Origin of the sequence: Paenarthrobacter sp. AB444 (assembly GCF_028736865.1) — a bacterium.
Classification (GTDB): domain Bacteria; phylum Actinomycetota; class Actinomycetes; order Actinomycetales; family Micrococcaceae; genus Arthrobacter; species Arthrobacter nicotinovorans_B.
On the sequence record NZ_JAQZBY010000001.1, the window covers coordinates 382,299 to 408,717 of the forward strand.

General features: G+C 61.0%; 27 protein-coding genes and 2 pseudogenes. 15 read left to right on the forward strand and 14 right to left on the reverse strand.

Annotation, left to right across the window (positions count from 1 at the left end; translation table 11 throughout):
* Window positions 1-29: 29 nt before the first annotated feature.
* From PQ627_RS01775 to PQ627_RS01785, 3 genes are all read right to left on the reverse strand, one after another.
* Window positions 30-473, reverse strand: a complete 444-nt coding sequence (locus PQ627_RS01775) for a pyridoxamine 5'-phosphate oxidase family protein (RefSeq protein ID WP_274258095.1) — start codon at window positions 471-473, stop codon at window positions 30-32.
* A complete protein-coding gene (locus PQ627_RS01780; RefSeq protein ID WP_274258096.1) occupies window positions 470-1,009 on the reverse strand; it encodes a flavodoxin family protein in 540 nt (179 codons plus the stop codon). The genes PQ627_RS01775 and PQ627_RS01780 overlap by 4 nt, the downstream gene beginning before the upstream one ends.
* 64 nt (window positions 1,010-1,073) lie before the next feature.
* Complete coding sequence (locus PQ627_RS01785) at window positions 1,074-2,396, reverse strand: GAF domain-containing protein (protein WP_274258097.1); 1,323 nt, start codon at window positions 2,394-2,396, stop codon at window positions 1,074-1,076.
* Between the two features lie 512 nt (window positions 2,397-2,908).
* Here PQ627_RS01785 and PQ627_RS01790 point away from each other — a divergent pair.
* The 4 genes from PQ627_RS01790 (at window position 2,909) to PQ627_RS01805 (ending at window position 4,657) form a co-directional block, all read left to right on the forward strand.
* Window positions 2,909-3,211, forward strand: a complete 303-nt coding sequence (locus tag PQ627_RS01790) for a DUF3040 domain-containing protein (RefSeq protein WP_274258098.1) — start codon at window positions 2,909-2,911, stop codon at window positions 3,209-3,211.
* Entirely contained in the window at window positions 3,208-3,672 is a 465-nt protein-coding gene (locus tag PQ627_RS01795) for a universal stress protein (protein WP_274258099.1), read from the forward strand. The genes PQ627_RS01790 and PQ627_RS01795 overlap by 4 nt, the downstream gene beginning before the upstream one ends.
* A 155-nt stretch (window positions 3,673-3,827) precedes the next feature.
* Window positions 3,828-3,956, forward strand: coding sequence for a hypothetical protein (locus PQ627_RS01800; protein WP_274258100.1), 129 nt, complete (start codon window positions 3,828-3,830; stop codon window positions 3,954-3,956).
* Between the two features lie 230 nt (window positions 3,957-4,186).
* Window positions 4,187-4,657, forward strand: a complete 471-nt coding sequence (locus PQ627_RS01805) for a pyridoxamine 5'-phosphate oxidase family protein (RefSeq protein ID WP_274258101.1) — start codon at window positions 4,187-4,189, stop codon at window positions 4,655-4,657.
* Window positions 4,658-4,813: 156 nt separating this feature from the next.
* On the opposite strand, the gene PQ627_RS01810 is transcribed toward PQ627_RS01805, so the two are convergent.
* Window positions 4,814-5,275 (reverse strand): universal stress protein, encoded by a 462-nt coding sequence (locus PQ627_RS01810; protein WP_274258102.1) that lies wholly within the window; start codon window positions 5,273-5,275, stop codon window positions 4,814-4,816.
* Window positions 5,276-6,160: 885 nt separating this feature from the next.
* Entirely contained in the window at window positions 6,161-6,334 is a 174-nt protein-coding gene (locus PQ627_RS01815) for a hypothetical protein (RefSeq protein WP_274258103.1), read from the reverse strand.
* A gap of 414 nt (window positions 6,335-6,748) precedes the next feature.
* On the opposite strand from PQ627_RS01815, the gene PQ627_RS01820 reads away from it, so the two are divergent.
* Window positions 6,749-9,232, forward strand: a complete 2,484-nt coding sequence (locus PQ627_RS01820) for a hypothetical protein (protein WP_274258104.1) — start codon at window positions 6,749-6,751, stop codon at window positions 9,230-9,232.
* A 343-nt stretch (window positions 9,233-9,575) separates the two neighbouring features.
* Window positions 9,576-10,295, forward strand: coding sequence for a GntR family transcriptional regulator (locus tag PQ627_RS01825; protein ID WP_274258105.1), 720 nt, complete (start codon window positions 9,576-9,578; stop codon window positions 10,293-10,295).
* Here the strand turns inward: PQ627_RS01825 and PQ627_RS01830 are convergent.
* Together PQ627_RS01830 and PQ627_RS01835 are read right to left on the reverse strand one after the other, a co-directional pair.
* On the reverse strand, window positions 10,272-10,796 hold the full coding sequence (locus tag PQ627_RS01830) for a DUF5943 domain-containing protein (RefSeq protein ID WP_274258106.1): 525 nt from the start codon (window positions 10,794-10,796) through the stop codon (window positions 10,272-10,274). The genes PQ627_RS01825 and PQ627_RS01830 overlap by 24 nt on opposite strands.
* A complete protein-coding gene (locus PQ627_RS01835) occupies window positions 10,796-11,791 on the reverse strand; it encodes a dipeptidase (protein WP_274258107.1) in 996 nt (331 codons plus the stop codon). Before PQ627_RS01835 ends, PQ627_RS01830 begins: the two co-directional genes overlap by 1 nt.
* A gap of 331 nt (window positions 11,792-12,122) precedes the next feature.
* Between PQ627_RS01835 and PQ627_RS01840 the strand changes: the two genes are divergently transcribed.
* On the forward strand, window positions 12,123-13,400 hold the full coding sequence (locus PQ627_RS01840) for an MFS transporter (protein ID WP_274258108.1): 1,278 nt from the start codon (window positions 12,123-12,125) through the stop codon (window positions 13,398-13,400).
* A gap of 570 nt (window positions 13,401-13,970) precedes the next feature.
* Here the strand turns inward: PQ627_RS01840 and PQ627_RS01845 are convergent.
* The gene (locus PQ627_RS01845; protein WP_274258109.1) at window positions 13,971-14,906 is read right to left on the reverse strand and encodes an HIRAN domain-containing protein; all 936 of its coding nucleotides are present in this window, start codon (window positions 14,904-14,906) and stop codon (window positions 13,971-13,973) included.
* A 531-nt stretch (window positions 14,907-15,437) separates the two neighbouring features.
* Window positions 15,438-15,602: pseudogene (locus tag PQ627_RS19965) on the reverse strand (DUF4236 domain-containing protein); the annotation flags it as partial.
* A 221-nt stretch (window positions 15,603-15,823) separates the two neighbouring features.
* Between PQ627_RS19965 and PQ627_RS01850 the strand changes: the two are divergent.
* Window positions 15,824-16,855 carry a DUF4192 domain-containing protein gene (locus PQ627_RS01850; RefSeq protein ID WP_274258110.1) on the forward strand — a complete coding sequence of 344 codons (1,032 nt, stop codon included), beginning with the start codon at window positions 15,824-15,826 and terminating at the stop codon, window positions 16,853-16,855.
* Here the strand turns inward: PQ627_RS01850 and PQ627_RS19970 are convergent.
* The 3 genes from PQ627_RS19970 to PQ627_RS01855 form a co-directional block, all read right to left on the reverse strand.
* On the reverse strand, window positions 16,794-17,084 hold the full coding sequence (locus PQ627_RS19970; protein ID WP_443192732.1) for a hypothetical protein: 291 nt from the start codon (window positions 17,082-17,084) through the stop codon (window positions 16,794-16,796). The two genes, PQ627_RS01850 and PQ627_RS19970, sit on opposite strands and share 62 nt — an antisense overlap.
* Window positions 17,085-17,099: 15 nt before the next feature.
* Entirely contained in the window at window positions 17,100-17,318 is a 219-nt protein-coding gene (locus PQ627_RS19975; RefSeq protein ID WP_443192733.1) for a M20/M25/M40 family metallo-hydrolase, read from the reverse strand.
* A gap of 499 nt (window positions 17,319-17,817) precedes the next feature.
* The gene (locus PQ627_RS01855) at window positions 17,818-18,753 is read right to left on the reverse strand and encodes an AEC family transporter (protein WP_274258111.1); all 936 of its coding nucleotides are present in this window, start codon (window positions 18,751-18,753) and stop codon (window positions 17,818-17,820) included.
* Between the two features lie 434 nt (window positions 18,754-19,187).
* Here PQ627_RS01855 and PQ627_RS01860 point away from each other — a divergent pair, with 434 nt between their 5' ends.
* Complete coding sequence (locus PQ627_RS01860) at window positions 19,188-19,319, forward strand: CGNR zinc finger domain-containing protein (protein WP_274258331.1); 132 nt, start codon at window positions 19,188-19,190, stop codon at window positions 19,317-19,319.
* 231 nt (window positions 19,320-19,550) lie between these two features.
* Here PQ627_RS01860 and PQ627_RS01865 read toward each other — a convergent pair.
* A pseudogene (locus PQ627_RS01865) lies at window positions 19,551-19,871 on the reverse strand (amino acid permease); the annotation flags it as partial.
* A 20-nt stretch (window positions 19,872-19,891) separates the two neighbouring features.
* Between PQ627_RS01865 and PQ627_RS19980 the strand changes: the two are divergent.
* Entirely contained in the window at window positions 19,892-20,053 is a 162-nt protein-coding gene (locus PQ627_RS19980) for a sigma factor-like helix-turn-helix DNA-binding protein (RefSeq protein ID WP_443192734.1), read from the forward strand.
* 156 nt (window positions 20,054-20,209) lie between these two features.
* Here the strand turns inward: PQ627_RS19980 and PQ627_RS01870 are convergent, their stop codons facing one another.
* On the reverse strand, window positions 20,210-20,953 hold the full coding sequence (locus tag PQ627_RS01870) for a FadR/GntR family transcriptional regulator (RefSeq protein ID WP_274258112.1): 744 nt from the start codon (window positions 20,951-20,953) through the stop codon (window positions 20,210-20,212).
* 181 nt (window positions 20,954-21,134) lie between these two features.
* Between PQ627_RS01870 and PQ627_RS01875 the strand changes: the two genes are divergently transcribed.
* From PQ627_RS01875 to PQ627_RS01895, 5 genes are all read left to right on the forward strand, one after another.
* Entirely contained in the window at window positions 21,135-22,502 is a 1,368-nt protein-coding gene (locus PQ627_RS01875; protein ID WP_274258113.1) for an MFS transporter, read from the forward strand.
* An 87-nt stretch (window positions 22,503-22,589) separates the two neighbouring features.
* A complete protein-coding gene (locus PQ627_RS01880; protein ID WP_274258114.1) occupies window positions 22,590-24,350 on the forward strand; it encodes a dihydroxyacetone kinase family protein in 1,761 nt (586 codons plus the stop codon).
* Window positions 24,347-24,817: a ribose-5-phosphate isomerase gene (locus tag PQ627_RS01885; RefSeq protein ID WP_274258115.1), complete on the forward strand. Its 471-nt coding sequence runs from the start codon at window positions 24,347-24,349 to the stop codon at window positions 24,815-24,817. Before PQ627_RS01880 ends, PQ627_RS01885 begins: the two co-directional genes overlap by 4 nt.
* A complete protein-coding gene (locus PQ627_RS01890) occupies window positions 24,801-25,610 on the forward strand; it encodes a triose-phosphate isomerase family protein (RefSeq protein ID WP_274258116.1) in 810 nt (269 codons plus the stop codon). Before PQ627_RS01885 ends, PQ627_RS01890 begins: the two co-directional genes overlap by 17 nt.
* A complete protein-coding gene (locus PQ627_RS01895; RefSeq protein WP_274258117.1) occupies window positions 25,607-26,419 on the forward strand; it encodes a sugar phosphate isomerase/epimerase family protein in 813 nt (270 codons plus the stop codon). The genes PQ627_RS01890 and PQ627_RS01895 overlap by 4 nt, the downstream gene beginning before the upstream one ends.

Below are 26,419 nucleotides of genomic sequence, written 5' to 3' on the forward strand. Positions count from 1 at the left end.
CTTGCTGGATGACGCCTTCAGAACGTGGTTCAACTCAGGTGTACATGGCGGCCTGAGATGACGTCCGGCTGGACGCGGATGAAGAGGCTTCGTTCACCTCCGGCCCAGGGCTCGGGCATCGCTTTGCCAAACAGTTGCTTCACCAAACCGGGCTCGGTGACATGGGAGGAAGGTCCGCTGACCAGCACCGACCAGCCTTCGCTGCGGTCCGGCCACGATTGATCAACCTCAAAAGAGGTCTGCATGCGCGCCGATGGTTCGCCAACAAAGCCGGTGGCAGCGGTCCTGAAGTAGATGGCGTGGTCACGTACCAGATAGTGGACAGGAAGAATCATGACCCGTCCGTGATGAACAAAGCCGAACCTGCCCGTCTCCCGGGACCGCAGCAGGTCCCAGCAACGTTCGGGAGTAAGCTCCTCGCTGACGTGCCGTGCTCCATCAAGCCTCGCCGGTTCCATGTTTGGAACGCTCATTTCCGTGCTCCGCGATCCTGCAGGAGTCCTGCCAATTCGCCACCCCAGCGTTTGGCCCGTTCGAGCTCTTCAGGCGCCATGGAGGGTCCTGGAGCAACTTCAAAGCTTTCAGCCGGGGCCAGAACGCTGAATCCCGCCTTACGCAGACGTTCGCTGATGCTTTTTGATGCCTTGCCCGTGAGGAAGGATGGGCCGTGGTTGCGGGTATCGAAGGCGACGGCAAATTGACCCGGCGATGCCGGTTCCATCGCATCCAACCATTCCCGGACCCCAACACTCGTCAGGGCACCAAAATCCACTTCTCCCGTGGCCGAAGCGACATCCAGTGCAGACCGGCGTGTCGATGGCCTGCTCATGCCATGGACGTGCGTGGGGCCGCCCACTATCAGCAGCTCGCAATCAGCGACCCTGTCCGCAGTGACCTCGCCCACGGGAATCGCCCACGCAGACACGGCGCCATCCAGTCCGTGCGCGATCGCTTCGGCAACCTTCTTGGTATTGCCATACATCGACTCGTAAACCACCAAAGCTTTCATGACTGCCCACCTTCCTTCCACGTCAGGATGGCTCATCCAGGGCGGCAATCAACAGGGCCAAAAGTCACAGGGGATCTGCCTGGTCGGGCATCCCTTCGGACCGCAACTCTTCGATGGTCGCACGCAGGGTGCGGATGGTTTGGTTGAGTTCGTCGGAAATAGCGTCCATCCGGTCAAGACCGGCGGGGTCATCAATAAAGCGCTTGAGGTTCTGTATTCCGAGGCCGGCCGCGAACACGCGTTGAATGACCAGGTCATGCAAGTCCCTTGCTATGCGTTCGCGATCGGAGAGAACCATGTCCTGCTGGCGGCGGGCGCTGACCCGCGCGAGGTCCAAGGCAAGACCGATCCGGCTGCTGAAGAGAGCACTCGATGCGAGATCCGTGCGGGTAAAAGTGGCGCTTCCCGGCGAACGCGCCAACATAAGGACACCATTTACTGTTCCACGTTGGCCCAAGGCCGACACAAGGACGGTGCCGAGCTTCTCGGACATGCCGGCTCCAAAGACCTGGGATGAATCCCGAACAAGGCCCGACTGTCCGGTTTCGATTACCGTTGCCACCACGTCAGGGCAAGGCAGTTCCTGCCCCGCGTGTACCCCCTGCACTCCAACAGCAGAGCGGCAACGCAATATCCCATCGGATCCCGGGACGGCGACCACCCCAAGAATGGAATCCGAGGCGTGGACAGCTGCGTCCGCCACGCGGTCGAGGCTCCCTTTGCCGTCGTCGGGCTCGTCTGCAATCAGCTGGCTGGCGAGTTCCATGCCCGCTTCAAGCCAACGCCGCCTGCGGACACTCTCATCGAACAAGCGGGCGTTCTGGATGGCGACACCCGCGGCCGCTGCGAGCGCCACCGCCAAGTCCTCGTCAGCGCGCGTGAAGTCCTGGGAGTCCTTCTTTTCAGTGAGGTACAGGTTTCCGAAGACTGTGTCTCGAACCCGGATCGGCACACCCAGGAAAGTCTTCATGGGCGGGTGGTTCGCGGGGAAGCCTACAGCCTTTGGATGCTTGCTGAGATCGTGGAGACGCAGCGGTTCGGGTTCCCTGATCAGGTGCCCAAGAACGCCGTGGCCGGTGGGGAGGTCACCGATCGACCTGATACCGTCCTCGTCGATCCCTACGGTGATGAAATGGCTGAGACGTTGGTCCTCGCCAATGACCCCCAAGGCCCCATAGGCGGCATCTACTAAGACGCATGCAGACTTCACCACCCGGTCAAGGACTGTTTCGAGGCTCAGGTCCTCGGCAAGGGACACCACGGCTGTCAACAACCCGTTCATTTGCTCTTGCGCTTGCAGAAGCTCGTCGGCGCGCTCCACAAATTCGCGCAAAAGTACATCGACGCGGCCCTTCATTGGAGAAGTCCATCCCTGCTCGCTGTCCATGTTCCAGCCTCCTCTAGCCGGGTCACGGGTACTGTGACTCAGGACGGTGAAAGGGCGCCGCGCACTCCTAAGGGACCGACCGGATCGAGAATCACGCTCAGACACTGACGTTGCCGGGCGGCCCCCTCGTCCTGTGATGCTTTATGGAACTTGAAACCCTAGGGCCCATGATAGCCATGGCCTGCTGCCCCCCGGAAGCGGCTGGCCATCGTTGCTGGCAGTCACGTTTCCGGCATACCTGGGGCTACCGTTATTCGCGCAAAAGGTGATCGATGAGCCCGCCCACGCCGTCCCCTCTGGGAGAGTCGCTGTCCGGAATGCTCGCGCCCTTTCCTCATACGGGCATCGGGCGCTGGCCAACGAAGCGCCATGTGCTGAATCGAGGAATGGATTCCAGACCTGCGGCGGACGGCCCCGGAGGGACTTCGAGGTCCGATGTCCGCTGTGACCTTTGGCCCTGTTTCGCTATCCCGGCTGTGCTCATGCTTGAGGCAGAAGCAGGAGGCATATCGATGGAACTGTCACCTTCCGAAAAACTCGAACTGGACAAGATCGCGAAGGGTCTGGAATCCGATGATCCCAAACTGGCGTCGCTCATGAGCACGGCTGACCTGCAGCGGCACCGGTGGAAGCGCACTGAACGCGGGGTGCTGGTGGCTCTGGGCGGTCTGGGGCTCCTCCTCGTGAGTTTCCCGCTGGGCAGCCTTCCGCTTGGTGTTCTCGGCTTCATATTGATGGGAGGCGGCACCTATTGGGCAACGCTGTTCCTCGTTGACAGCCTTCTCAGCCGGACCGACGGGAAGCGCGCGTCATGAGCAGTCCCGTGCATCCCGGCAGGATCATCGTCGGCGTGGACGGATCGGCCGCGTCCAAGGATGCCCTGCGCGAAGGCCAGCGCCTGGCAGTGGCACTCAACGCACCGCTTGAAGCCTGGGGCTGCTGGGAACTGCCCATAGGTTACGAAGGCTACTTGTCCATGGGGATCGACGGCTTTGCCCACGGAGCTGAAGAAAACATCAAAGAGGCCCTTAGGGACGTTTTCGGTCCGGAACCACCCAAGAATGTGAGCACCCGCCTGGTCCAGGGTTCCGCCCGGGCGACGCTCGTGGAGGGCAGCAAGCACGCCTCCCTTCTTGTAGTAGGACGACGGGGACACGGTGGGTTCCGAGGCTTGCTTTTGGGCTCGGTCAGCTCGGCAGTGGTAGCGCATTCGCATTGCCCAGTGGTCGTTGTCCACACGCAACAAGTACCCTCCCGGAACGAATCGAACCCCTGAAATGTACCCGCAACGGCTTTCGCCGGTCTGGTGCTGGTCAAATAGTGGCAATTGCTGGTTCCCCCGCTGGCTTGTCATCCGAGATCTCATGGTTAGGGCAACGTTGGGACTTGGCGTACCCAGGACGGGGCGGCCTCCTCAGCTAGGAGAACGTCATGCTTTTCATCCTGCTCCTGATCATCCTGGGCCTCGTGGCCCTGACCTCCATTGCCGGCCGTCTGCACGCCGCAGCATTTGTGCTGGTTCTTCGCCGCCGGCGCTTGGCGAGGCTGGCGGCATCGTAGCGGGATACTCCATCCTCGTCTGAATCTTCGTACACATGACGCTGGTTCCGGTCAGTGTCCTGCAAGTGGCCTTCTTTGGCGCTCGACTTGCAGGAATCGGGCTGCTGCTACTGCTGCTGGGAGTCGCATCTTCCGCCCCTGCCGTGCGGGTCAACTTCATAGACAGACCGTCAAAGTCAAAGGGACTTTGGGCCCTATCGAACATACATGGCCGCCCGTAGGATCACGGCATGAACGAGAAAAGCATGGTACCGGATCCCGAAGAGCTGCAACCCGAGGATTGTTGGCGGCTCCTTGCCCAAGCAAACATCGGCCGCCTGTCCGTGATCTCCAACGGCCACCCGGACATCTTTCCGATAAATTTTGCCGTGGCGGACCGGACGCTGGTGTTCCGTACCGGCGTTGGAACCAAACAACACGCCATCGAACGCGACGCCACCGTTGCCATTGAGGCTGACTCCGTCAGCGCCGAGTTTGGTCTGGCATGGAGCGTCGTGGTCAAGGGCCCCGCGACCGCAGCAGGACCTGGCACCCCGGCACTCAACAAGGTCACCCGGGCACTGTTCCCCTGGCAAGGAGTGGGCCAAGACCTCCTGTACGTACTTGCGCCCGTTTCCATCACCGGACGGCGCTTCGACCTCGCGACAGCCCACTCGGCGCAAACCAGACTCAATGACGCCACCAGGGCGGGACTCGAATAGGTCTCTGTGGACAACTCCGCAGCCACCGGTGCGGGGACCGCCCTGGCTGTGCACCACCTCGTCCAGAGAATTGGTGGGCTAACCGCCGTCGACGACTATCCTCCCGGCAGCCAGTCGGACGCCATCTGGGCCCGCAACATCGCTCGTCTGGTCCGCTCACTTACCGGTGCTACCCTCGTGCGCTTCGGGTGCATGGACCACCAGGACGGGGCAATGGGCGTGAGCTACGCATGCCGAACTGACAGATCCAAGAAGGAGACCCCCGAAGCCCCCGTGACCTCTACGACCCACCACCAGCAGGTCGGCGTTGCGGCTCGCTTCGATCAAGCCCTCCCGCGGATGGCCCCGCTCCAACCGTGAAACCACGTTGGAGGGCCGGCCCGGCCCGAAAGCTTGCCCGACGGTTTGCTTTAGGACGTCACCGGCGGCTTCCTCGAAGCGGTCAATGCCCATGGCCACGTAGCCGTCGTACACCCGCGGAAACTCCCAGAACGCCGTCGCCACCACATCTGCCCCGAGCGAAAGCGCAAGCCGCTGCGCCTCACGCAGCGCTGCAACTGAGGCCTCCGAACCGTCAACGCCGACCACGATCCTGCCCAACGGTGCTGCATCGTTCATGAGTGGCCTCCTGCCTGTGCTTTGTCAGGCAATGCTCCCTCTGTGTGACCGCCTGTAACAGGGCCATAAGTCACGGGGGCATACGGAAGGGTTGTGCGTTTTTTGGAAACAACACACCCGTCCCCGCCCGCGGAGCACGGCCGCCGAACACATGTCACGACGACGGTCAGCGGACTGGCGCTGACGACTGTTATCCAGATTCAGAGCTGCCAAATCAATGTTGTTGTGAACGACGCGCTTCGATGAAGCTGTGTGAGCCTAGAAACGGGAACCGGCCATTCCCAACTTGAGGCAGACACCGGTGCGCATAACGTGCACCCTCTTTGGCTGGACAAACGGGTACACAACCGCAACCCCAACGACACACAGCGAGACCGGATACGCGAAAGGTTCGGCAGGACTCCCGAACATGTCAAGCTTTGTCAACACTTAAAAGCAAAAACCCCTCCGAAGAGGGGTTATGCCGTGCCCGAGGTGGGACTCGAACGCGATTCCCGGCCTTGTCATTACTGGGAAGTCCCGGAAACATACGGAATCCGGGCCAGTTCGGCGGCTGTACGGCGCAGTCCGGGGGCAAAGGTGTGCACATTGTGCACACCTTCTTTTGCTGATACCGACAGCCCACGGAACGACGTTTACGACCCGGGAAATATAGCCAGCAACACTGCTCGCCGACGGTACACGGCGGTTACCGGCAAAGCCGAGCAACGATAACCAAGACACTTTCAACAGATTCCCCCCTTTCGATAGTTCATTGCGGTTCGACATTGGCGGCGACATGACTTTGAAGAGCCACCGTGGGCAACATCAACTCCTCGGAAATCCGAACTGTCATGGTGTACGTTGCCGGTCCGCAGCGCGCCATGAGCAACTGCAGCGCGGGCATCATTCAACGGAGTGACACCACAGGGCGCGGTTGGAAACGTGGTGCTCTGCCGCGGCCAACAGGGCGACGTCAAGGATCGTCATTTTCAGGACCGGGATTTCGCCATCGCCTGGCACATCCATGCGCTTGTAAGTCGTTAGCCAGACGAGGCAGTCCCCGTTGGAACGGGCCATATCCTCAAAGGAGCCTGAATCGGCGAACCCTAAAGAGGTCGGCCATGCCGGGTGTCCGAATGCACCAGAGCCACGAAGTAGGTCGTGGACTCGACGAAGACGACGAACCCGAGGTCGCGCCACGGTCTTTGGCCCTGTATACCGACGCTATACGCGCGTGCCTTAGCACCGTGGTCGTCGAGTCAGGAAATTCTGCTGCGAACCTCGTTGGGCCAGATCCCGACGACAAGACCCGCGGGGTGATCCGAGATCCAGAACCGGTTGAGGAAGCTTCTCGATTCCATCACCGAGATATCCCGCCACTGTCCAGGAAAATCTAGATGCACGACCCTAGATGACCAGAACCGAATCGACCAGTGCCCGCGTCTCAATTGGTGGAGAATCCGTGCGATTCCTAGACTACGAAGGTGAAGGATGTCTTCATCATCTGAGATGGCATCCAGTGACGAGAATCAACTTTTGGGGCCAGTAACCTTTGACGGGGGAATTATGGGATTTGACGAGGGCGCCGCAGCGCTGGATGCACTAATTTCCGAGACGGAACGTGGTTCTGAAACGCCTCCCAGAAATGAGGCCGAAACGCGTTTCCACATAATCGACACGGTTCTAACCCAAGTCCTTCAGTGGCCCCGCGACTGGATACACGTCGAGCAGAAAACAGATTCCGGCTACACCGACTACGAATTAGGTGAAGCGGGGACGGTCCTCATCATTGAAGCCAAGAGAGAGGGAACCATCTTCTCTTTGCCCAGCAGTACAACTAAGGGTATCCACAGAATCCCTCCTCTCCTACGCGACTCAAGCAACAAGGAACTAAACGAGGCGATGACGCAGGTCATGACCTACTGTTCCAGCCGGGGCGTTGCCCCAGCGATCGTTACCAACGGTCAGCAGTGGGTCGCATTCCTCGCTAGTCGCACGGATTCCACGGCTCCACTCAAGGGCAAAGCGCTGGTTTTTCCTTCACTTGCCGCTCTTCGGGACGATTTCCTGACGTTTTGGCGACATTTCAGTACCGAAGGCGTTGCTTCCAGGAGGATATATGGCACCTTGTCCGTGACGCGCTCCACACCGCCACCGCCCCTGTCCGCATTGATCCATAACTACCCAGGCGTCAAAAAGCGAAATGCCATGCAAGCAAACCTTCAGGTGTTGGGAGAACTCGTCCTCGAAGACTTCCCAACAAATCCGGCTTACGCAGAGCTTTTTCTAACAGAGTGCTATGCGACGAGCGGCGCTTTGTCCAACTATGCGGAGGTCAGTCGCGAGCTACTGTCAACCAGGTACAACGCAGTCGCCGAAAGTTCAGGCGTATCAAGCGAACCTGTGCAGAAGCGAAAAGGGATTAATGAAGATCTTGCCAAAGATGCAGCAATCGCCGCGCTATCACGACGTCCGATAGTTCTACTAGGGAGTGTCGGGGCCGGAAAAAGTACGTTTATCCAGCGCCTTATTCACGTCGATGCAAAAGAAGTCTTTGATAACGCGCTAACCCTTATGGTGAATTACGGACAGGAGGGAGTTATTGATAATCCGACCGATTTTACCATTAAGGAGATTGAGCGCCAGCTCCGCGATGATCACGCAATCGACATTCAGGAAAAGAAGTTTATAGAGGATCTTTATCGGACGGACCTTAACCGCTTCGATTCAGGAATTTTTGGCTCACTGAAGACAACTCAACCCGGCACCTTCGAGCTGAAACGCATAGAGTTTCTCGAAGACTTCCTCAAGGACCGTTCCGATCACATGGCCCGGGCCTTCGAACGTATATCACGATCACGACGAAAGCAAGTGATCGTCTTTCTAGATAACGTTGATCAGAGATCCCGAGAAGACCAAAATGCTGTCTTCCTTATTTCTAATGAGCTAGCCGCGAAGTGGCATGCAACTGTTTTTGTGACGCTCAGGCCCGAAACATACTATGAATCCGAACGCTACGGAGCAGCTTCCGGGTATCATCCTCGCATTTTTACAATCGCCCCTCCTAGAACGGATACAATGCTCCAGAAGCGGATTGACTTTGGTCTTAAAATTCTCGATGCGAAAGAATCAGGACCGGCCAATCAGGTAGGTTTGTCAAGCGACAATCTCGAATACTTTCTCAAGATGCTCGGCGACAACTTCCGATTCAACCAGCAACTGATTCAGATGATTGAGAATGTTTCTGGCGGAAACATGCGACGGGCTCTCGGATTCGTCACACAGTTCATCGGTAGCGGGCACTTGGATACCGAGAAGATAATTACAATTCAGAAATTCGGCAGCAGCGGATATACAATACCTCAGCACGAATTCCTGCGCTCTCTCTTGCATGGCGACAGCATCTACTATGACCCGAAGGAATCTCCTCTTCCCAATCTTTTTCGTGTCTCACAACCACTGGCTGCGGAACACTTCATTGTTCCGCTCCTGCTGGATTTTCTAGATCGACATGTACAAGTGAAGAACATGAATGGCTACATGGATAGGCAGGCAATTAGCGCCTATTTGCAGAGCCTTGGCTACACGCTTGATGGAATTGCGTCTGCGTTGCAGTATTGCGCTCGGCACAGACTTATTGAGGGCCCGCAGATGGACGCCTCACTCGATCAGTCAGAGCAATGCCGACCTACAACCGTCGGAATATATTCGATGAAGAGACTGCCTGGTCTCTTCGCATACGTTGACCCAGTAATTGTCGACACACCTGTTCTGGATCAGGCCGTAGCCCTTAAAATCGGTGATGAGTTCACGCTAGATGGGCGATTGAATAGAACCACTGCTTTTCGTGAATATCTGGATAACTGCTGGGAAGAAAGTAACTTGCACTCAGCGGGCTGGTGCTGGCCGTCGGTTTCCCAAGCTTTGCACGAGGACGTGGAACGCATCCGCCGGATGTCTCGTAAGAACAAATAGGCAGACAGGCGGCTGCTTTAGGAAAATGCGCGGGGCCGGGGCGTAGAGCGCCTCAGCCCCGGTGCTGGTTGGTCAGATGAACGAGATGCATCTGGTGGATTACGTCAGCGAAGCGCCGAGCCGTCAGCGAAGGTCAACGCAAGTTGCTAGTTCGCCGGCGCCAGGTGGCCCCGGGGCCCCTTACCGCATGTGACGCGGAGCCGCTTCGACCAGCTTTGCTGGCAGTGTGCATCGGTGGATCGCGGCGGGCCTGTCGCTTTTTGTCTGGCACCGATGCTGTAATTGCCGTATACCGCTCTAATACGATGAGGATGGGATAATGGCTGGTCGACCCAGATCGGTGATGGAACGGGCGTACGCCGAGATCAAAAAGCAAGTGATGACGCTTGAGTTAGCTCCGGGCGCCGTCGTGGATGACATGCAGATCAGCGAACGGCTTGGGATCAGCCGGACACCGGCACGGGAGGCTCTTTTCCGATTGGCCTCCGAGGGGCTGATTGTGGCCGATCCAGGTAAGAGCGGGTTTTCCGTCAAGCCGATGGATTTGCTGGATATTTCCAATCTCTTCGAGGCGCACATGGTCGCAGCGCGCGCCATCGGCCGCCTGTTGGCTGTCAGGGCCACCCCGGCGGACATTGCCAAGTTGCGGCGCGCTGAAGCAAAGGTTGTGAAGGCCATTGAGCGGCAACGGCCCGTGGAGGTGGCCTCAACCAACGCGGAATTGCACCGGTTGGAGGCCACCTCGACGCGGAACGGCTACCTGGGAACGATGGCTTGTTCCATTCATGACCAGGGCCAGCGGCTGGGATATCTGGCCTTCGGCGGGGCGACGTCGTGGGATTCGTTGCATGACCATTTCCTGTTGATCCAGCGTGATCATGCCGAGTTGATCGACGCGTACGAAGCGGGGGATCCGGATGCGGCCGAGAGCGTCGCTGCCCGCCATGTGGTGTTGTTCCGTGACAGGATCCTGAGTTTCCTGACCGAAAGCGCAACCGGCCCCATGAGCCTCGGGGGCGATATCCTGCCCTCGATCCGATTAGACGGGGCCCACGCGAAATAGGCCGTAAGGGGCGTCCGTTTCGCCTTCGTGGAACACCTGGTGGGCATGGGTACGCCGCGGATCCCCGGCTTCGGAGAGGATGAAGTCCAGCGCTCCGGCGAACCATCCGGTGAACATGTAGTCCCCGGAACGGGTGCCCGCTTCGTCGGGCCGGTGGAAGACCGAGTGTCTGACTTCAATGGCGGCGGTGGCCGAGGGCAGGTCGAGGTCCCTAATGGTGAACGTGCCCCAGCCGCGCTGGGAGAGCCGGTTCATGTAATGCGCGAACACTTCCACACCTTGAAGGTGGTGGACTTTTGATTCGTGTTCGCACCACGTCCAGGCGGAGGTGTAGCCGGCGTCGTAGAGCAGCTTGGCGTAGCGCTCGATGCCGAGCTCGTTTTCGATGGCCAGGTGGTTGTTGACGAAGAAGTGGACCGGCACGTAGAGCATGGGCAGGGAATCGGTGCTCCACTGCCCGGTCTGTGGGTCGACGTCGATGGGGATCCGGGGCGCTGCCATCATGCTCCCCAGACGTCTTTGAGGACGCGCATCCAGTTTTCGCCCATGATCTTCCTGACCCTGGCCTCGGGGTGGCCGCGTTTGATGAGTGTTTCGGTGAGGTTGGGGAACTCTCCGATGGTTCGGATGCCGAGCGGGTTGATGATTTCACCGAATTCGGTCAGCCGCCGGGCGTAGCCCTTGTCGTGGGTCAGGTATTCGAAGAAGCGCTGGTCCTGGCCCTGGGTGAAGTCAGTGCCGATGCCGATGGAGTCTTCGCCAACGATGTTCATGACGTACTCGATGGCCTCGGCGTAGTCATCGATGGTCGCGTGGATTCCTTTAGCCAGGAACGGCGTGAACATCGTGACCCCGACGAAACCGCCGCGGTCGGCGATGAAGCGCAGCTCTTCGTCCGTTTTGTTCCTCGGGTGCTCCTTCAGTCCAAAGGGCAGGCAGTGCGAGTAGCACACCGGTTTCGATGACTCGAGAATGACTTCCTTGGCGGTCACGGACCCCACGTGCGACAAGTCGCAGAGGATGCCTACCTTGTTCATTTCCTGGACGACTTCCCGCCCGAAACCGGACAAACCGCCGTCGCGTTCATAGCAGCCGGTGCCGACCAGGTTCTGGGTGTTGTAGCAAAGCTGAACGACACCAACGCCAAGCTGCTTGAAAATGCTGATGTACCCCAGCTGATCCTCGAAGGCATGGGCGTTCTGGAACCCCAGGATGATGCCCGCCTTCCCCTCGGCCTTCGCCGCCCGAATATCCGCCGTCGTCCTGACCGGCCGGACAAGTTCGGAGTTATCGGCAATGAGTTCGTTGACCTCCAGGATGTTGTCTACCGTCTGTTGGAACCCCTCCCACACCGAGACCGTACAGTTCGCGGCCGTCACACCCCCTTTCTGCATGTCCAGGAACAGGTCCCTGTCCCATTTGGCGATGATGAGCCCGTCAATCACCACACTGTCCTCGTGCAGCGTCCCCGGGCTGATAGCCGTACCTGTAGTCACGTGAAGGTTTCCTTCCTTGAAGCCGGTAAACGATCGACCGGTGGATTGATAATACGACTCGTATATCAAGATGGGAAGAGGGGGCTTGAAGCGACCTCTTTTTTCTGCCTGGAAAATTCTTGCGGGAGCCTATGGCCAGACAGGCAATCTCGTAATACAGTGCGTATATTCGAATCGAGATGCGGAACGCACTCGCGCCGGCGGACCAGGCTATTGACCCTGGCACTCCCCCAGCATCTACACGGTCCGCCACTGGCGGCCCGACTACAGGAGACGGACGATGTCCACAACGGAGCCTCTTCAAAAAACTGCACCACCAGATCTGAAAGTCATGAAAAAAGTCATCACCGCAGCAGCGATCGGCAACTTCATCGAGTGGTACGACTTCGCCGTCTACGGCTACCTGGCCACCGTGCTGGCCGCGAACTTCTTTCCCGGCGGGAACCCCACCACAGCCCTACTGGAGACCTTCGCCGTGTTCGCCGTCGCGTTCGCCTTGAGGCCGCTGGGCGGCATCTACTTCGGACGCCTCGGAGACAAAATCGGCAGGAAAAAGACGCTGTCGCTGACCGTGCTGCTGATCTCAGGCTCGACAGCATTCATCGGGCTGCTGCCGAACTTCGCATCGCTCGGCCTCTGCGCTCCGGCCCTGCTGGTTCTGGCGCGCTGCGTCCAGGGATTCTCCGCCGGCGGTGAATACGCAGGCGCGTGCGCCTACGTCATCGAACACGCACCGCGGGAACAAAAAGCCCGCTACGCGAGCTTCGTTCCAGTCAGCACCTTCTGGTCGTTCGCGTTCGCGGCAGGCTTCACGTTCCTGCTCTCCCAGGCACTGGGACCCGCTGCCATGGGCGAATGGGGATGGCGCATCCCGTTCCTGATGGCCCTTCCGCTGGGCTTCTTCGGTTTCTACCTTCGCTACAGGCTCGAAGAGACTCCGGTCTTCCAGAACATCGAAGGAAAAGCAGAGGTCGCCCCGTCTCCGCTGAGCGAAACTTTCCGCGAGCACTGGCGGACCATCCTTGCCCTCGCTGGCTTCATCTCGGCCACGGCCCTGTCGTTCTATACCTTCACCACATACATGTCCACGTTCCTGCAGGTGGTGGGCCATCTCAGCCAGCCGCAGGCGCTGCTCTCCAGCTGCATCTGCCAGGTCCTGGCCGGCCTGCTCTGCCCCTTCATGGGGCGCCTTTCGGACCGCATCGGGCGACGGAAAACCACCATGGGCGCCTGCCTCATCCTTATTCTTGCCGTGTTCCCGGCCTTCATGATGGGAAGCACCGGCAACCTGGCCGTTTCCATCCTAGGCCAGCTCCTCCTGGGTATCGGCGCGGTCCTGACCGGCATCGTCACAGCTGTACTGATGTCCGAACTCTTCCCCACCATGGTCCGCTACACCGCGTCGGCGGTCACCTACAACCTCGCCTACACCGTCTTCGGCGGAACAGCGCCGTTCGTCGCCACCTGGCTGATCGCCGAAACCGGTAACAAGCTCGCTCCCGCCTTCTACCTGGTGGCCGTCTGCCTCATGGCACTCTTTGCCAGCAGCCGCCTGCCCGAAACATCCAAACGATCACTGAACTGGGAAGCCGAAAAAGCAGCTCCGTAGCTTCCCCGGCGAACCACGCCGCCCTTGCTGAACTGGAGGCCGCCCCACCGTCGGGGGCGGCCTCCCATGTGTCATGCAAACCCAGGATGGCTGCGGTGAGCTAAGCAGGGAAGGCCGCCGTCGCCGCAACGACGTCCAAGCCACGAACCAAGTCCGCCTCGACTCGTGTCACCTCATCTGTCTCGACTGTCACCCTTAGGACGTACGCCCATTACTCGCACACCGAGGCTAACCCATAATTACGCTTCGTACTTTGAACTGTTCAGCTCTCGACTGCCCGCTCGAGGCAAGCTTCTGCTCGGGAAGCAGGCTCACAGTTGGCGCCAGTGGAGTGGGTTCTGCTGTTCAGATCTAAAACCCTGAAGCCGTCATTACGTTGGGGCGGTGGTCGCTGATGACCCCGTGTGGGCACGAATTCCGGAACGATCCAGTGCCGCCAAAAGGAGACACAACCGGCATAGTGTCCACACCCCTCCGGCAGGGCAAATACTCCGCTCATGCTTCGCAAGCAGATAGCCTCCTGCGGACTCGGGCCAGCTGCCCTCACAGACGTCCGGCGCCCACCCAGCGTCACCGCCTATACGCAGGCGATACTTCGTAGTGGGCTGCCCACGGCTTCAAGGCAGGTACGGGATGCGGCCCCGTAGCCAGCCAGTCGTTGCTGATGTCAGTTGCTTTCGCTGCGTGGAGGACAAGTTCGGCGGCGAGGGCTGAGCCAGTGATTTTTGCGTATGCGACGGCGGTTTCGCCGATCCTCTCGGTGTGTTCGAGTAGTGGAAGCAGGTGCGCGGAGGTGACGTTGCTGAGTTCCCCGACTCGTTTCCCATCGATCCGTACTTCAACGAAGGAGCGCTCGTTACCGTTCTTCAGGGTGCGGATTTCTTTATGGAGGCTGACCAGCAAGAGGCCGGCGCCCGTTGGTGGCACGTGATTCGACAGGACGTCGAAGTGGTTCTCTTCCTTGAGCACTTGCATTGCTGTCCCCCACGGAACAAGGGTTGTCACACCGGCAGGGGGCGCGTTGAGAGGTGCTATCAGCTCAGGTTCAGGTAGTGCAAGGGTGACCCTGGACCGTAGCTGGCTACCGTCGTCGTAGGCCCAAATGCGGGCCGAAGCCACAACTGCCAGGCCACTGGCAATGACCCTCCTGACGGGCTGAGCAAACCGCACGGCGTCGTCCCGGCGAAGATAGCCCAAAACGTTGTTGTTCCAGCGAACGCTGATCGCACTCGAATCGTAAGGGTTGTCCGGCTCGGCAACGAGCTCCACCGAGAGGTTTTCGATCTCTGCATCCCGACCCACACCCACCTGCGCTCCGCTAGCCCGCAGAGCAGCCCGGATGCCCTGCCCATATGCGTGTTCGCCGACGACTTCAATGTTCGGCCATACCGGGCGTCCGAGCGAGACGGCGTAAGTCTTCGTGATTCTGGGCGTAGGCGATACCACGACCTCCTGGCCAGGAATCCATTGTTCCGGCAACGCGTCCTCGGCGGCTACAGGTTGCACAAATCCGTGTGGGCTCGGGATCTCGTGAGGGACTGGTAAGGGGTGAACTGACCAATGTTCGTCTTCCCATGCCTGCCTGGTACGTCGCCGCTTCCTCAAGAGAAAGACGAACCCTACGATTCCTAATGTCAGAACGAATCCTGCGGGCGACGAGAACGTAACGACCAACAAAAGAAGACCGAAGAGAACCCACTTCGCGATGACGCCGGCCTTTTCTACGGCCGGAACGCCCCGGCCGCCGCTAGTCAACTTCCCCGGATCCTGACCAATATGGGCAAGTACCCGCGCAGCCTGGCCGACAGTAAGGTGCATGAGACTCGGACGCTTGCCCGCGGCGCGGCCAACCGAAGCCCGAACGAAGTCCCGCTGAAACCTCGACGCCGGCGCAGTGCCATCGGGCGCAAGCAGCCCCCGCCAGTCCTCGTCGCTAATGACCTGGCGGACCTTCATGGCACCAGAAGGGCGAGACGATTGGCCAGCTGATGATGCACGAGAACGGCGGCGCGTAGTGCTCGACACGTAAGAGACCCCCGTTCCAGGAACCCTCACCGTGCTCGTTGTACGACCAAACGCAGTCTTCGTAACCCGTATCGGCCCAGCTCCGATGCTCGCGCTCACACCCCGCTTTGACGCAGTGACCCGCACCGGCCCAAAACTCTTCGACTTCCGATATCTAAAACCCAACTCTGCCCCCATAAATATGCACACGAAAGACTAATTTCCTCGGTAAGAGTGATTCTAGAATCCCAACAGGCGAGAGGACACACATTTCGTATGTCCAGTGGAATACGTCGCGAATGAGCCACGCCTAGCCCTTGCAAGGAGCCAAGGACGGCAAAAGCCTGCCCGAAGTCATGATTTCGCGTGTTTGCCACCCATGAATGAAGACAGCCCTAGAACCGTCAAAGGAACCAGTCATGAATGCGCTCACCATCAAGGACCCCGCCGATCTGCTCAGCTTCATCGGTCACACTCTCGGCTTCTGGCCACAAGAAAGCCTCGTCTGCATCACCCTCGACAAAGACCAAGTCGGCGCAACCCTCCGCATCGACCTCCCCAAACAACCAGGGTACGAGATCCACTTCGCCCGCATTGTCGCGGCCTACCTCACCACCGACGAACGAGCCAACGGCATCGTCTTCGCCCTCTACACCACAGAAACACCTGAAGCAGGCGAGGCAAGGCCACACCGGGCCACCGTTGCAGCCCTCACCGGAGTCCTCGCACATCAAGGAATCACCATCCGCGACGGCATCTACGTCACCAATACCACCTACTCCCCCTACGACGCTCTTCCAGGCGAGAACATCGCCATACCGCTCAGCAGCACCGAATATTCACAGGTCAACGCTGAGTTCATCTACCGCGGCAGCATTATCGCGCCCACCAACCACATCACCCTCCCGGCGGCGACCCACAAGCAGGAGGACGCGACCGTCGTCGAACGCCATAAGGAAGCCATCCTTAACCGGCCGCCGGCGGCAGCGATCGAAGACGCGCACCGGCTTTGGACGGGAATGTTGAACTTGAAGGACTACCCCACCGACCCGGACGTCATGATGCTCGTCGCCTACTTCCAGTTCCCGCACATCCGCGACCAACTTATGGCCGATATCCCGGGAATCGACGAACCACCCGAACACATCCTCTTCGCCCAAACCACCACCGCACCGGACTGGTCCAGAATCGAAAGGGCAAAAGACCTGCTCCTGCACACGTACATCCGCACCAGCCCCGAGCACGCAGCACCCATCCTCACCACCATCGGCTACATCAGCTGGTGGGAAGGCAGAGGATCCAAAGCACACCAATACCTCCAACTCGCCCTCGACACCGACCCTGGCTACCGCTTCGCACGCCTCACCGACCACATGCTCGGCGCCGGCATCATCGCAGGCTGGAACACCAACAAAACCACCGCCTACCGGAACAATTTGGATATGTCCTGACTCTGGCACGAGACCCCTGGGCCCGATCACCTCGAGCCACAGCTTGACGAATTGCATGATCCGCATTGCGAACGAGTCTCAAGCAGATGGAGGTTCCTTTCGACAGATCGGCAACCCGTGTGACAGCGGTGATGATTTCAGCGATAACATGAACCGCACTGGCTCCTACGGTCGGATCGCGACCGGCATGGGATTCGACGCCGGTGGCGGTGAGCTGAAAATTTCCCAAGCCCTTCCCCCCGTCTTAAACGCCGCGCCGGGGTTGGACTCGAGCACCTGCATTGCATAGGCCTGGCCCGCTGCGGCTTCCATGGCGGCGGAAGGCCCATGAACCGATTTCCTCATCACTATTGAAGACAAAGATGACCGTGGGCCTCCGCAGGCCGGCTTCGCGCAGAATCTTGAGCGCCGAAATGCCTTGTATCAGCCCCGTTTTCAGGTCGACAATCCCGAGGCAGCTCAACGCCGGGCGGCCGGTTTCGTCCGCCCAGCGTGCGGACCCGACTTTTGCAAGGTTTCCGGCTGGCGAAATCGTGTCATAGCGGGCCAGGACGAGAACATGACCGGTGCCGGCATAAGGTGATGGTCAGTGTTGGTGCGGAGTCCCCGCCGTCCAGCAGTGCCGCAGGGGTGGGCGCACCCAGACATTCAGCGCGAGCCGGCAGAGGTATCGGGCCCCTTACTTCAGCGCGGTGACGTCGCGGCTGCGTGTCTCGACCCGGACGAAATCAAGCATGTCCTTAACGATGGAGTCCTTGGCCGTCTGTGTCGGCTCCGGCAGCAATGTCACGCTGCGTTCTCCTTGAGATGGATTGTCCGTGCGGGTTTTCAGAGCGTTCGTGACGGACAGGAGGATAACCCCTGCCGGGAGAGTGGCGGGGGAATCGGCTTCCGTGGAGGCTAGCAGTGACTGGGATCGGTTTGGTATAGCCCGGTTACGGTTCGACGTGCTTTGTAGGGTTTCATCCCTGGCGTGCGAGGTGCTCAGTCAGCATGAGGACTCCTGGCAGGGTCACCATGGCAAGGATGGTCTGGATGGCCGTGATCGAGGCCATCAGACGTGTATCGCCGCCCATCCTGCTGGCGAGGACGTAGGCGCTGGGCGCGGTGGGAACTGCGCAGATGAGCACCGTGCTCGCGAGGCTGGCGCCGGTAACACCGAGTGGGATGGCGATAGCCACAGTGGACAGCGGCAGGATGACCAGTTTCAGTACCGTGGCAAGTCCAACGTCAATCGTGTCGCGCTTACGGAATGTGAAGTGCAGTGCGGCGCCGGCGATGAGCGTTCCACACGCCAGCGCCGGGGCGGCCAGCATCTCCGCGGTCGCCTTGAGGAACTCGGGTAGTGGCAGGTCGGCGAAATTCAGCGCAAGCCCGACGGCACATCCTTGGATCAGCGGATTTTCGAGGAACTCCCGCCATGCCGACTTTCTTTTCGGATTCCTGGCTTTGTCCCCGTACGCGGTGAGCATGCTGACTGAAATGACATTCACCAGTGGAACGACGATGGTGCTGGCGAGCGCGAATACCGCCACACCTCCTTGCCCATGCAGGGTCGAGGCGAAAATCAACCCGATGTAGGTATTGATGCGGATGGCGCCCTGGACCACAGAGGTCAGCTGGGGACCGGTGGCTCGAAGCGGGCGTCTGAGGGCGATCAGGATGCAGGTGACGGCCAGGATCGGCGCGGCAAGACTGAGCAGCAGCGGCCCAAGCGGAACGACGGTGAGGTCGGTGTCGGCGATGGACAGGACGAACAGGGCGGGGGTGAAGACTCGGTAACTCATCCATTCCAGTCCGCGCCAGAAGCCGGGGTCGGTCAGGACCCTTTGGCGCAACAGGGCACCAGCGGCGAGCAGAAGAAGGATCGGCACGATGGCCGTCGTCACGAGTGTCATGGCCCCCAGTGTGATGCAATGGCTTTATGCCTTTCAACCATGACAACATGAATGGTCCGCTGCTCGCGGTGGAGCTCGTCAACCTTGCCGCCGGAGGTTCATGGACGATCGGTTTGGCGCGAACTGTTCTTGAAAAGCACCAGATCCGCAGGACGTCGTCCTTGGACGCGGCCGACGCTGAGCTCCTGCGGGCCTGGGCGTGCAGGCTGCGGGAGGCTTTTGAGGCAGGTGGTGTCCAGTCGCGGTGCGCTGTCATCAATCACCTTCTTGCCGAGGGAACTTCCCATGCGTATCTGACGACCCATGACGGGCGACGGCCACACCTGCATTTCGCACCGGAGGAAGAGGACCTCCTTGCCCGGGTCAAGGCAGTCACAGCTGGCGGTTTGGCGATTTTCGCTGTCGAGTCCGAAGGGGGTCGTTTAGGGATCTGCATGCGGCAGTCATGCGAGGTTGCGTTCGTTGACACCAGCAGGAACGGACGGCGAAGCTATTGCTCGGCCAGGTGTGGAAACTACGACGCGGTTCGACGTCACCGCAGGCATACCCTGGATCCACTTCCTTGATCCGGCTGGCCTCAGACCGGTGGGGCTCCGGAGCACCTGGCACAGCAGAACGGCCACGGGCGATTGAAAGGGCTCCTGCTGGACGGGGGACGTCCAGTGCTTGTGCATCATGCCCAGTGAGGCACTGTCGCCGACGGCGGTCGGTCGGTGGTGGAGCTGGCCTCGGCAGGTATACCAGCCGTTGATCATGAGGACAACGGCTACAACCGTGACGATCCGTGGCATGAGATCGGTGAGGGTCTGGATGAGGATCAAGCCCTGGAACGCCAGCGTGAGATAACTGGTGTACGGGGCACTTGGCACGCTGAATGCAGGGCGTTCGAGCCATCCGCGCTTGGCCCAACGGTGAAGTTGCATCTGGCATAGCACGATGGTGCTCCAGGTTACGCCCACGGCGACTGAGACTACGCGGAGGACGGCTTCGAAGGCGCCATCGGGCATGAGGTAATTGATCGGGACTCCGAAAAAGGACACGGCCGCAGTGATGACGATGCCGCAAAGGGGACGCCGGCTTTGTTCTTGCGCAGTGCGAACACCGGGCCGGGCCGGCACAACCCAGTCCAGAACAGAAGTTGGACTCTGCAGTTCTGGACCTGCGCCCTAAGGACCGGGAACTTGTCATGCTGATCGTGTGGGATGGCTTCGGGGAAGCTGAAACGGGTGCGCTTCTTGGGTTGTCGCCAACGGCCTCCCGAACGCGTTACTGCGTTACTCATGGGCCCGGAAGAACCTGAAGTCCAGCTTCAGCGGTGCCGGCTCCCAAGCTGTGCTTACTTTGATCGGATTCAGATTCACTGGCTGCACGGCGCACCGGGTTAGGAAGAGTTGCCGTCGCAGCTCCCGCTGGATTCTAGCGAGGCAGCGCTGGCACCCGGACTTGACCTCCTCCTCTATTGCGCCGCATCGAAGCCTGCGAGGAGTCGTCGTGTTGCCGTGGCCATATGGGAGCGCATGCTCTTTGTCACGGCCTCAGCGTCCCGGGCCTTCAGCGCCTGGTAAATCGCTGTGTGCTCCTTGAGTGCGGCTTCGGCGTGCCCTTCGTCCGTGAGGGCTCGGTCCACCCAGATCCGCAGCAGGGAACGGATGCTCTGCAGGAGTTCCTCAAGGACCGTGTTTCCGGAGGCGGCGGCGATCTCCCGGTGGAAGGCAGCGTCGGCCTCGACGAAGGCTGCCAGGTTGTCCAGGTTTTTTTCCATGGCGTCCAGGTCCACCCGCATCCGGTCCAGTGCTTCGTCGGTGATACGAAGTGCCGCCAGTTCGACAGCCTGGATCTCCAAGCCGCTCCGTAGCTCAACGAGCTCCCGCGTCCGCGGCTCCCCCAGCATCAACCCCCAGCTGAGCGTCCGTGGCAGAAGCTCGGAGACGCCGTCGCGCAGGTACGTCCCGGAACCCGGCCTGACGATGACGATGCCGAGGATCTCCAAAGCGGCCAAGGCCTCGCGAACCGCCGAGCGCCCGACGCCGAGGGACGCTGACAGCTGGCGTTCGGCGGGGAGGCGCGTGCCGGGAGCGATGTCTCCACTGGTGAAGTACGCGAGCAGTCGCTCGGCTACTTCGGACACCACGGAACCCTGCTCCATGGGGGCCAAAGCTGCCGTCATCTGGGCCGCTGCGGCGGCGGGGTTCACAGGCATCTTCAAAGCGTAGCAACCGGATGACCAATCAATACTCATCAACCGGTTGACCAATTTAGAATCCGGGCCTATGGTTTAAATCACAAGCTTCGTCAGGCCGCATCCAGGCGGCCCATCGCATGAGTCAGCCCCTCGGAATCCAACGCAGGATCAGTGGGGATACCAACATCTAGGAGTCAATGTGGACACCACACAATCGGTGGTAGAGAAATCCGCAATCAAGAAGGTGGCTATCCGGCTGGTGCCGTTCGTCGCCCTGATGTTCTTCATCAATTACCTGGACCGCACGGCCATCTCGTTCGCTGGCCCCAACGGCATGAACAATGACCTGGCGCTGTCCGCAGCCCAGTTCGGCTTCGCGTCCGGCGTCTTCTTCATCGGCTACATCCTGCTGGAAGTCCCCAGCAACCTGGCCCTCCACAAGTTCGGCGCCCGTCTCTGGCTGGCCCGCATCATGGTCAGCTGGGGCATCGTTTCCCTGCTCTTCACCTGGGTTGGCAACGTTGAACAGCTCTACATTCTGCGCTTCATCCTGGGTGTTGCCGAGGCCGGCTTCTTCCCCGGCGCGATCCTGTTCCTGAGCCTCTGGGTTCCGTCCAAGCACCGCAGCAAGATCCTTGCCCTCTTCTACTTGGCCCAGCCGCTGACCACTGTGATCGGCGCTCCCCTGGCCGGTGCCCTGATCCAGCAGCACGGCGTGTTCTTCGGCCTTGAAGGCTGGCGCTTCATGTTCTTCGGTGTTGCCGTTCCGGCAATCGTGATCGGTGTCATCGCCTGGTTCTACCTGGCTGACAACCCGGCCAAGGCCAAGTGGCTCACCGCCGAGGAAAAGACCTGGCTGACCGGCGCCCTGGAAAAGGAAAAAGCCCAGACTGCCGCCAGCAACAAGCACGTCAGTGTCCGCACCGTGTTCGGCAACGGCCGCGTCTGGATGCTCTCCCTGATCTACTTCGGCTTCATCTACGGCCTGTACGCCCTCGGCTTCTTCCTGCCGACCATCATCGCCGGTTTCGAAGGTCTCTACGGCGCCAAGTTCGATGTGTTCCAGAAGGGCCTCATCACCGCCATCCCGTACCTGCCAGCAGCGTTCGCCCTGTACTTCTGGTCCAAGGACGCCACCAAGCGCGGCGTCAAGACCTGGCACATCGCCCTCCCCGCCCTGATCGGCGGCCTCAGCATCCCGCTGGCCCTGTTCGCAGGCTCCCCCGCAGCGACCATCGCCGTCATCACCATCACGGCCATGTCCATCTTCGCGGCCCTGCCGAACTTCTGGACCGTTCCCACCCAGTTCCTCACCGGCGCGGCAGCCGCCGCAGGCATCGCCCTGATCAACACCGTGGGCAACCTGGCAGGCTTCAGCGCCGGTTACATCACGGGCTGGCTCAAGGACTGGACCGGCAACTACACGGTTCCTATGTTCGTGGTGGGCGGCTTCATGTTGCTCTCCTCGATCCTGATGGTGGTCCTCAGCCGCCAGGGCAAGACCTCCGCAGGCATCGCCGCCGAGGCCCTTGACCCGCAGGGCGCCGGACACCACGTCGAACCGTAACCCTTAAGCCGGGGCGCCCTCCCGGAGGGCGGGCGCCCCTCTCCAACCGCACACATATTTCACACCAAGAGCTCCAGGAGCCCCCGCATGACCCGCTTGTTCAATGAACCCGCAGCTTTTGCTCACGAGATGATCGAAGGTTTTGTCGCATCGCACGGCCGTTGGGTCCGCCGCGTCAACGGCGGGGTCGCCCGGAGCACGCGTTCGACGCCGGACACGGTCGCCCTGGTGATCGGCGGTGGCTCCGGACACTACCCGGCATTCGCTGGCTTGGTGGGCCAGGGCCTGGCCCACGGCGCGGCAATGGGCAACCTCTTCGCTTCCCCGTCCGCGCAGCAGGTCTACAACGTGGCCAAGGCCGCGGACAACGGCGCTGGCGTGTTACTCGGTTACGGCAACTACGCCGGCGATGTCCTGCACTTCACCCAGGCCCAGGACAAGCTCCGGGCCGAAGGCATCGACTGCCGCAGCATCGCCGTCACGGACGACATCTCCTCGGCACCCCTGGCGGAGAAGCACAAACGCCGCGGGATCGCCGGTGACCTTACCGTCTTCAAAGTGGCCGCCGCGGCCGCCGAGGCCGGCCACTCCATGGACGCCGTGGTGGAAATCGCCCGGCGCGCCAACGACCGGACCCGTTCCTTCGGTGTCGCCTTCACCGGCTGCACCCTGCCCGGCGCGGACCAGCCGCTCTTCTCCGTTCCCGAGGGGCGCATGGCGGTCGGCATGGGCATCCACGGCGAACCCGGGATCGGCGAAACGGACGTCCCGACGGCGGATGAGCTCGCCGAGCTGCTGGTAGCGGACCTCCTGGCGGAAGTACCTGAGGGCGTCTCGGTGGAGGGCGCCCGGGTGGTCCCGATCCTCAACGGCCTGGGTTCGGTGAAGTACGAAGAACTTTTTGTGGTCTACCGCCGCGTGGCCCAGCTCCTGGCCGATGCAGGTCTGGTTGCCGTGGACCCGCAGGTGGGCGAGCTGGTGACCAGTTTCGACATGGCCGGTACCTCCCTGACGCTGTTCTGGCTGGACTCCGAACTCGAGTCGTTGTGGCTGGCCCCGGCTGATGCCCCGGCTTTCCGCCGTGGCGCAGTGACCGCCCAGGCGCTCGACGCCGAGGAACTCGCCGCCGGGAATGAGGAAGCCGAAAACTCCATCCCGGTTGCCTCCGATGTTTCCCGCGGCGCAGCACCCCGGGTCCTTGCAGCCCTTGAGGCAGCAAAGGCCGTGATCGATGCGAACGTGAACGAACTCGGCAGGATCGACGCGATCGCCGGCGACGGTGACCACGGCATCGGCATGGAACGCGGAATCCACGCCGCCACTGCTGCTGCGGCAGACGCCGTCGAACGCGGTGCCGGTGCCGGAACCGTACTGAATCTCGCCGCCGATGCTTGGGCCGACAAGGCCGGTGGCACCTCGGGTGCGCTGTGGGGCATGGCCCTGCGCGCAGTCGGCGCGGCCGTGGGCGACACCGACGCACCGCACGCCGCCGCGGTAGCCGCCGGCGTAGCCGAGGCGAAGCGCTCCATCATGGACTTCGGCAAAGCCAAGGTAGGCGACAAAACCCTGGTGGACGTGTTGGCCCCCTTCAGCGAGGCACTCACCACGGCAGTGGACGACGGCGGCTCCCTCCGGGACGCGTGGGGCGCAGCGGCGACCATTGCCGAACAATCCGCCGAAGCCACCGCGAACCTGCTGCCCCTCATGGGCCGCGCCCGCCCGCACGCGGAAAAGAGCCTGGGAACCCCTGACGCCGGCGCCATCTCCATGGCGCTGATCGTCCGGGCCATCCACAACACCCTCATTGGTGAAACCACCGCTACGAACACTGTTAAGGAGAACGCATGAGCGCCAAACTGCGCCTGGTCATCGGATCGGACGACGCCGGATTCGAATACAAGGAAGCCCTCAAGGCTGACCTGGAAGCGAACCCGCTGGTCGAGTCCGTGACCGATGTTGGAGTGGACGCTACCTCCCACACGCCGTACCCGTCCGTGGCGATCGCCGCCGCTGAACTCGTCGCCGCCGGCACCGCGGACCGCGCCCTCCTGGTCTGCGGCACCGGGCTGGGCGTGGCGATCGCGGCGAACAAGGTCCCCGGTGTCCGCGCCGTCACCGCCCACGATTCCTTCTCCGTGGAACGCTCGATCCTGTCCAACAACGCCCAGGTCCTCACCATGGGACAGCGCGTCATCGGCCTTGAACTCGCCCGCCGTTTGGCCAAGGAATGGCTCACCTACACGTTCGACGAAAGCTCCGCCTCCGCAGAGAAAGTCACCCTGATTAAGGACTACGAGGGTGTCACGTCCTGCTAAGCCTGTTGCCGCCAAGGCAGTGATCGGGGTGAGCCTGAAGATGTACTTCGGGTACCAGCGCTCCGTGGATTATTGCCGCGATGTCGCCACGATCGCCTTGAAGCACCCGTCCGTGCAGAGCGGGGACATTGAGCTGTTCGTCCTGCCGGTTCTGCCCGCCCTTCCCGAAGCTGCACGGATCCTCGGTTCCGCGCAGGTGGGAACAGGCGCGCAGGATATCTTCTGGGAAGACGAAGGCGCCTACACCGGCGAAGTCGGCGGCAAGACCGTCGCTGAGCTTGGCGGACGCTACGTCGAAGTTGGCCACGCGGAACGACGCCGGATCTTCGGCGAGGACGACCGCGTCATCGGGCTGAAAACCGCGGCGGCCTACCGCAACGGCCTCACCCCGGTGCTCTGCGTCGGCGAACTCACCGCAGGTTCCCCCGAGGAAGCCATCGCCCAGTGCACGGCCGAAATCGACGCCGCGATCAACCGCGCCGACTCCCTCGGCCCCACCGGCCGGACCATCGTGGCCTACGAGCCGCAATGGGCCATCGGCGCACCAGAACCAGCCACCCCGGAGTACATCAGCGCCGTGGTCCGCGGCCTCGACGCCCACCTGAAGGACTTGCCGGGCCAGGAAAACAGCCGGGTCATCTACGGCGGCAGCGCCGGACCGGGCCTGATCACGGAACTGGACACCGCCGTCGCCGGCTTGTTCCTGGGCCGCTTCGCACACGACCCCGCAGCGCTGAAAACCATCCTGGACGAAACCGCCGCGCGCCTCGCCGCGCAGGAGGTGGCAGCATGAGCGGCGCCTCCCAAAGCAAAATCGGCCTCTCCAGCTACGCCTTTTTCTGGCAGCTCTCGGACCAGGTCAGCAACCCGCTGAGCATCCACGATGCCCTCCGGAAGGCCGCGGAAATGGGCGTGGACCTCTTCCAGATCTGCGACTACGCACCGCTGGAAGACATGAACGACGCCGACCTCGCCGCCGTCCGCGCGACGGCCGACGAACTGGGCATCACCCTGGAAGTCGGAACCAAGGGCATCCGCCCGGAGCACCTGCGGAAGTTCCTGCACATCGCCAAGGTGCTCGGCTCGGACCTCCTGCGGACGATGTTCAACGTCCCCGGCCACACCCCGGACAACGAGGAAGCCGTGCGGATCTTCACCGAGGTGCTTCCCGAATTTGAGGCAGCCGGGGTGCGGATCGCCGTCGAGACCTATGAACAGGTCCCCACGGAACGGATCCTCGCGGTGGTGAAGCAGGTCAACAGCCCGTACCTCGGCATCTGCAGCGACCCAGCCAACACGGTCGCTGCGCTGGAGATGCCGCGTGAGGTGATTGACGCCGTCGGGCCGTATGTGGTGAACATGCACATCAAAGACTTTGCGTTCAGCCGCAAGCAGGGATGGGTCGGGTTCACGTACTCGGGCGCACCCCTGGGCGAAGGCCTTCTCGACTACGACTACATGGTCGAAAAGATCCAGCCCAAAGTAAGAAACATCAACCAAATCGTCGAGCACTGGCTGCCTTGGCAGGACTCCGAAGCGGAGACCATCCGCCTCGAAAACCAGTGGACCCAACAAAGCCTCGATTTCCTAAGGAGCAAGTGA

What these genes read in the sequence shown, in the direction of transcription:
- PQ627_RS01775 (WP_274258095.1), bottom strand. Translation starts at nt 473, where the DNA reads ATGAGCGTTCCAAACATGGAACCGGCGAGGCTTGATGGAGCACGGCAC.
- PQ627_RS01780 (WP_274258096.1), bottom strand. Translation starts at nt 1,009, where the DNA reads ATGAAAGCTTTGGTGGTTTACGAGTCGATGTATGGCAATACCAAGAAG.
- PQ627_RS01785 (WP_274258097.1), bottom strand. Translation starts at nt 2,396, where the DNA reads ATGGACAGCGAGCAGGGATGGACTTCTCCAATGAAGGGCCGCGTCGAT.
- PQ627_RS01790 (WP_274258098.1), top strand. Translation starts at nt 2,909, where the DNA reads ATGGAACTGTCACCTTCCGAAAAACTCGAACTGGACAAGATCGCGAAG.
- PQ627_RS01795 (WP_274258099.1), top strand. Translation starts at nt 3,208, where the DNA reads ATGAGCAGTCCCGTGCATCCCGGCAGGATCATCGTCGGCGTGGACGGA.
- PQ627_RS01800 (WP_274258100.1), top strand. Translation starts at nt 3,828, where the DNA reads ATGCTTTTCATCCTGCTCCTGATCATCCTGGGCCTCGTGGCCCTGACC.
- PQ627_RS01805 (WP_274258101.1), top strand. Translation starts at nt 4,187, where the DNA reads ATGAACGAGAAAAGCATGGTACCGGATCCCGAAGAGCTGCAACCCGAG.
- PQ627_RS01810 (WP_274258102.1), bottom strand. Translation starts at nt 5,275, where the DNA reads ATGAACGATGCAGCACCGTTGGGCAGGATCGTGGTCGGCGTTGACGGT.
- PQ627_RS01815 (WP_274258103.1), bottom strand. Translation starts at nt 6,334, where the DNA reads ATGGCCCGTTCCAACGGGGACTGCCTCGTCTGGCTAACGACTTACAAG.
- PQ627_RS01820 (WP_274258104.1), top strand. Translation starts at nt 6,749, where the DNA reads ATGTCTTCATCATCTGAGATGGCATCCAGTGACGAGAATCAACTTTTG.
- PQ627_RS01825 (WP_274258105.1), top strand. Translation starts at nt 9,576, where the DNA reads ATGGAACGGGCGTACGCCGAGATCAAAAAGCAAGTGATGACGCTTGAG.
- PQ627_RS01830 (WP_274258106.1), bottom strand. Translation starts at nt 10,796, where the DNA reads ATGGCAGCGCCCCGGATCCCCATCGACGTCGACCCACAGACCGGGCAG.
- PQ627_RS01840 (WP_274258108.1), top strand. Translation starts at nt 12,123, where the DNA reads ATGAAAAAAGTCATCACCGCAGCAGCGATCGGCAACTTCATCGAGTGG.
- PQ627_RS01850 (WP_274258110.1), top strand. Translation starts at nt 15,824, where the DNA reads ATGAATGCGCTCACCATCAAGGACCCCGCCGATCTGCTCAGCTTCATC.
- PQ627_RS01855 (WP_274258111.1), bottom strand. Translation starts at nt 18,753, where the DNA reads ATGACACTCGTGACGACGGCCATCGTGCCGATCCTTCTTCTGCTCGCC.
- PQ627_RS01860 (WP_274258331.1), top strand. Translation starts at nt 19,188, where the DNA reads ATGCGGCAGTCATGCGAGGTTGCGTTCGTTGACACCAGCAGGAACGGA.
- PQ627_RS01870 (WP_274258112.1), bottom strand. Translation starts at nt 20,953, where the DNA reads ATGCCTGTGAACCCCGCCGCCGCAGCGGCCCAGATGACGGCAGCTTTG.
- PQ627_RS01880 (WP_274258114.1), top strand. Translation starts at nt 22,590, where the DNA reads ATGACCCGCTTGTTCAATGAACCCGCAGCTTTTGCTCACGAGATGATC.
- PQ627_RS01885 (WP_274258115.1), top strand. Translation starts at nt 24,347, where the DNA reads ATGAGCGCCAAACTGCGCCTGGTCATCGGATCGGACGACGCCGGATTC.
- PQ627_RS01895 (WP_274258117.1), top strand. Translation starts at nt 25,607, where the DNA reads ATGAGCGGCGCCTCCCAAAGCAAAATCGGCCTCTCCAGCTACGCCTTT.